The following is a 4,724-nucleotide window of genomic DNA, read 5'->3' on the forward strand; positions in this document are numbered from 1 at the left end:
GCGAGACAGGCCCTTTCAGAGGACGCGCGCCGCGGCGTCTGCGCGCGCGTCAGATCGATGGGCGCAGTCTACTCACAGACGGTGAAATTTCACCGCAACCGACGCAAAATCGCCGTGAAATCCGGTCACACCGCGCTGTGATAGGCGCCGAGCACGCGCACGAAGGGCGCCGTCAGGCGCAAGGCGTCGACAGCGGCGTCATCGACGATGCCCTCGAGGTCGACATAGAACATGTACTGCCACGGCGTGCCGTGAATGGGGCGAGACTCGAGCCGCACCATGTTCAGCCCCGCCTTCGCGATGGCGTCGAGCACGGCCAGGAGGCCGCCGGGGCGGTTCTCGGCACGGAACACCAGGGTGCTCTTGTTCGCGTCTGCGCGGGGCGCGGGGTCGCGGGCGAGCACCATGAAGCGGGTGAAGTTGCTGGGGTTGTCTTCAATCGACTCGGCCAGCGTCTCCATTCGATAGAGGGCCGCCACGTGCGGGCCCGCGATGCCGGCGGCGCGGGCGTCGCCCAGCGCCTTCACGTGGGCCACGCTGCCCGCGGTGTCGTAGACGTTCACCACGCGCCATCCGCGTTTGCGCAGGAAGGCCTCGCACTGACCGGCCGCCTGGGGGTGGGCGTACACCGTGTCGACGTCATCGAGATTCGCACCAGGCTGCCCGATGAGGGTGTGCACGATGCGCAGCTTGAGCTCGCCCACGATGTGCAGATCGTGCTCGAGCAGCAGGTCGTAGTTCTCGTGGATGCTGCCGGTGAGCGAGTTCTCGATGGGCAGCACAGCGTAGGCAGCCTCCCCGCGCGCCACGGCTTCGAACACGCTGCGAAAGCTCGGGTTCGGCAGCAGCGACGCGTCAGGCCCGAAGAACTGGCGCGCCGCCTTCTCGCTGAAGGCGCCGGCCTGGCCCTGGTAGGCCACCGTGTTGGTCGGCGCGGTGAGCGTTTCAGGCGCGGCTGCGGGGGCGTCGGTCTGGGTGGAGTGGGTCGCTGAGGCCTCCGCGTGCGCGCGGCGCGTCGGTCGCGTGGGGCGCGGCAGGTGACGCCCCACCACGGGAGCCACCACCTCGACGTCGCGCAGCAGGCGTTCGAGCATGTGCGGATACAGGCTCTGGGGGCCGTCGCTGAGGGCCACCTCGGGGTTGGGGTGCACCTCGATCATGATGCCGTCGGCGCCCGCCGCCACCGCGGCCATGGCCATGGGGGCCACGTACGGGCGGTGGCCGGTGCCGTGACTCGGATCGACGATGACGGGCAGGTGGGTGAGGGCGCGCAGAACGGGCACGGCCGAGAGGTCGAGGGTGTTGCGGGTGGCGGTCTCGTAGGTGCGGATGCCGCGCTCGCACAGCATGACGTGGGGATTGCCCCCGCTCAAGATGTACTCGGCGGCCATGAGCAGCTCTTCGATGGTGGCCGAGATGCCGCGTTTGAGCAGAACGGGGCGGTCGATCTCTGACACCGCCTTCAGCAGCTCGAAGTTCTGCATGTTGCGTGCGCCGATCTGCACGATGTCGCTGTACTTCGCCACCAGCGGCACGTGCTCGGCCGTCACCACCTCGGTGACGATGGGCATGCCGTGCAGCGCCCGCGCCTCGGCGAGCAGCTGCAGCCCCTCCTCTCCCTTTCCCTGAAACGCATAGGGCGAGGTGCGCGGCTTGAAGGCTCCGCCCCGCAAGATGTGCGCGCCCGCGGCGTGGCAGGCGGCCGCCGCCTCGAGCAGCTGCTCCCGGCTCTCCACTGAGCAGGGCCCCGCCATCACCACGAGCTGAGGGCCTCCGATGGCGTAGCCGCCCACGTTCACCACCGTGGGCTCGGCCTTCCACTCACGGCTGGCCAGCTTGTAGGGGCGAGAGATGCGGGTGCACTCAGCCACGCCGGGCAGGGTCTCGAACTCGCGCGGGTCGAGGCTCACCTTGCCGATGACCGCGATGACCGGGCGCTCGGCGCCCCGCAGCACGCGGGTCTCGAGATGGCGATCGGCGAGGCGCGCGACGACGGCGTCGATCTGGGCTTCGGTGGCCGAGGGTTTCATGACAACGATCATGGATGGCTCATTTCGGGGGGGTGGTGTGTGGGCGTGAGCGCTCGAGGGCGGCTGGCGTCAGTCGAAGTGGCCCCAGCGCTTCTCCTCGAAGTTCCAAACAAAGCGGTAGAACGGGGGGACGACGGTCCAGATCAGCAGGGTGGACTTCTCGCCGGTGATGTACATGAAGCTGCCATACATTCCCCCGATCTTGGCTCGGGGCACTTCGGGAAAGTAACGCGGTACGAGATCGCTGAGTGAACGGGGATACCTCCCGTTTGCGGCACGGTAGTCTTCGCAGGCGGCGATGACCTGCTGGGCGCGCGTCTGTGCCAGCTGGTTGTTGTACGCGTTGAAGCCGAAGGTGGCGACGGGGACGAGCAACCACACCAGGGCGGCAATCGCGGCGATGTTCTTCGGCAAGGTCTTCTGGTAGACCTGAATTGCCACGCTTCCAAGTCCACACAGGGCGCCGATGATCGAGACGAATCCAAGGGGCGACTGCATGACGAAGGCCTCGAACAGGAAGAGTGCCAATGGTGGCGCCAGCTTATTGACCAGCAGGAGCGGTGAGGAAGACGATTGCGTCATGGTGCACCTCGATTGGGGGGGTGTTGACGATGCGCGCAATGCCCCCGACGTCGTCGTTCTTCTGGCCGTCAGAGATGCCCTCCTACCGTCGGGCCAGGCTCCAGAGTCGCACGGTGCCGTCGACGCCGCAGGTGGCCACCGTGCTGCGGCCGTGCAGCATGTCGACGTCGGTGATGGCGCCCGCGTGCCCTTCGAGGCTCATCACTGCCTGCCCGCGCGCGGTGTCGAACAGCGTCACGCGGCCGGTTGGCGCGCCAGCGGCCAGCAGGCGGCCCTCGGCCGAGAACACGCCGCGGGTCCACGCGGCCGTGGTGGCGGGGTCGGGCGTGGAGGGCTCGGGGTCGTTGAGCGTGGTGCGCGCGTGACCATCGGCGCGGTTCACCAGGGTGATGCCGCGGGTGTGCGAGAGCGCAGCGGTGAGGCCATCCGGCGCGAGGGTGAAGGCCTTGGTCTCTGGCGGAACGGTTACGGCCGACAACGGCTCGAGGGTGTCGAGGGCGCGGGTCTCGAGGCGAACCTCTCCCTGGGCCCAGGTCAGGGCCACGAGGCAGTCACGCTTGCTCTCGATGACGAACCGCATGCGCGACACGTCGCCGAGCGGGGCTTCGCGTGTGGTTCGGCCGTCGCGCAGATCGACGATGCGGAATCGCCCATCGCCCGCCACGAGTACGTGGTTGCCGTCGGGCAGGAAGGTGGCGTCGTCGATGGGGCCCACATGCCAGGCGAAGGTCTCGCGAACGTCGGGCAGGGCCCAGCCGCGCAGGTGCTCCGCGGTGCGCGCCACTGCAAGCGAGAGGCGGGGCGAGTACAGCACGTCGGCCACCGCGTCAGGGTTTGCGCCCTGGCCGAGGCGGCGGGGGGCGACGTCGACGCTCCAGAGCGTGAGGCCGCCATCGGGGTGACCCGCGGCAAGCAGATGGCCCCGCGGAGAGAAGCGCACCACGCACGGGGGAGACGGCGACTGGGAGAGGACGCTGGGTGGGGAAGGCACGGGCGAGGATTCGCCCGTGGGGGTGGGGGTCCTTCCCAATCGCCGAGGTCGACGCGATCAGTACCCCTTGGGGTTCGGACCGTACTGGTTGACGCCTGGCTCGCTGTCTCTGACCATGAGCAGCAGGAACCACAGCGAACCGATGAGGGGCACCAGGTTTACCAGCAGGTACCAGCCGCTCTTGCCGACGTCGTGCAGGCGACGTATGGCCACCGCGAAGCCGGGCAGGATCAGCAATAAAGCCAGCAGGCCAGGGAGTCCTGCGAGCGCATTGATGTGGGTCGCGGACGCGGCGAACGCGCAGACCGCCGACACAGCAAACATGACCAGCGCCTGGAACAGCACGAACATCCAGTACTCTCGACGTCGCGAGCGTCCGCCGAAGTTGGTCGCATTCGCCAGCGCCAACATGAACTCGCCCATTTGCGTATCCTCTACTTTCTATGTCTACAATCTGAATGTGATTCAAGATCGGAACGGTACTTCCTGCGGGCACGCGCTGACCAGGCCTGATTCGACAGGGCAGGGGAGAGGGGGGGGCGAAAAGTCTGATGCAAACACGGCACGCGGGAGGAGACGCGATGTTCATCAACGGATGTCGCTATCTGGGGAAGAACGCACAGGGGTTCGACGAGGCGGAGAACGAGATCGATGGCACGGTGCTCATCCTCATCCCTGGGGGGGAGTTCAGGATGGGGGCCGCAGACGATGTGCTCGCGAGGCCTGTTCACAGAGTCTCGATATCTTCCTTCTGGATGGCCAGGACGCCCATCACCAATGCGCAGTATCGTCGGTTTGTCGCGGCCACGGGGCATCAGACCCCGGGCGACTGGGAGGCGTGTGCGCGCAAGTGGGGCGAGGCGTGCCCTGTTGTTGGGGTGACCTGGTTCGACGCCATCGCCTATGCGAAGTGGGCCCAGCTTCGCCTTTCGACTGAGGCAGAGTGGGAGTACGCCGCGCGCGGGGCGTCGGGGCGAACCTACCCGTGGGGCGACGTCTGGGACGCCTCGAAGTGCCGGAACGGTTTGTGCACGCTGAAAGGGGCAGATGGATGGCCGACGCCTGTCGGCGCATATCCCGAAGGAGCGTCTCCGTTCGGATGCCTCGACATGGCGGGCAAC

At 67.5% G+C, this 4,724-nt stretch carries 5 protein-coding genes; 1 reads left to right on the forward strand and 4 read right to left on the reverse strand.

Annotated features, from left to right (window positions below):
- Positions 1-125: 125 nt before the first annotated feature.
- From aroF to EB084_19825, 4 genes are all read right to left on the reverse strand, one after another.
- The gene (gene aroF, locus EB084_19810) at positions 126-2,042 is read right to left on the reverse strand and encodes a 3-deoxy-7-phosphoheptulonate synthase (protein NDD30511.1); all 1,917 of its coding nucleotides are present in this window, start codon (positions 2,040-2,042) and stop codon (positions 126-128) included.
- A gap of 57 nt (positions 2,043-2,099) precedes the next feature.
- The gene (locus EB084_19815) at positions 2,100-2,612 is read right to left on the reverse strand and encodes a hypothetical protein (GenBank protein ID NDD30512.1); all 513 of its coding nucleotides are present in this window, start codon (positions 2,610-2,612) and stop codon (positions 2,100-2,102) included.
- 82 nt (positions 2,613-2,694) lie between these two features.
- Positions 2,695-3,603 (reverse strand): hypothetical protein, encoded by a 909-nt coding sequence (locus EB084_19820; protein NDD30513.1) that lies wholly within the window; start codon positions 3,601-3,603, stop codon positions 2,695-2,697.
- A gap of 57 nt (positions 3,604-3,660) precedes the next feature.
- The gene (locus EB084_19825) at positions 3,661-4,026 is read right to left on the reverse strand and encodes a DUF805 domain-containing protein (protein NDD30514.1); all 366 of its coding nucleotides are present in this window, start codon (positions 4,024-4,026) and stop codon (positions 3,661-3,663) included.
- A gap of 158 nt (positions 4,027-4,184) precedes the next feature.
- Here EB084_19825 and EB084_19830 point away from each other — a divergent pair.
- On the forward strand, positions 4,185-4,724 hold a 540-nt coding region (locus EB084_19830), incomplete at its 3' end, for a hypothetical protein (protein ID NDD30515.1).

This window comes from Pseudomonadota bacterium (assembly GCA_010028905.1).
In the GTDB taxonomy this organism is placed as follows: domain Bacteria; phylum Vulcanimicrobiota; class Xenobia; order RGZZ01; family RGZZ01; genus RGZZ01.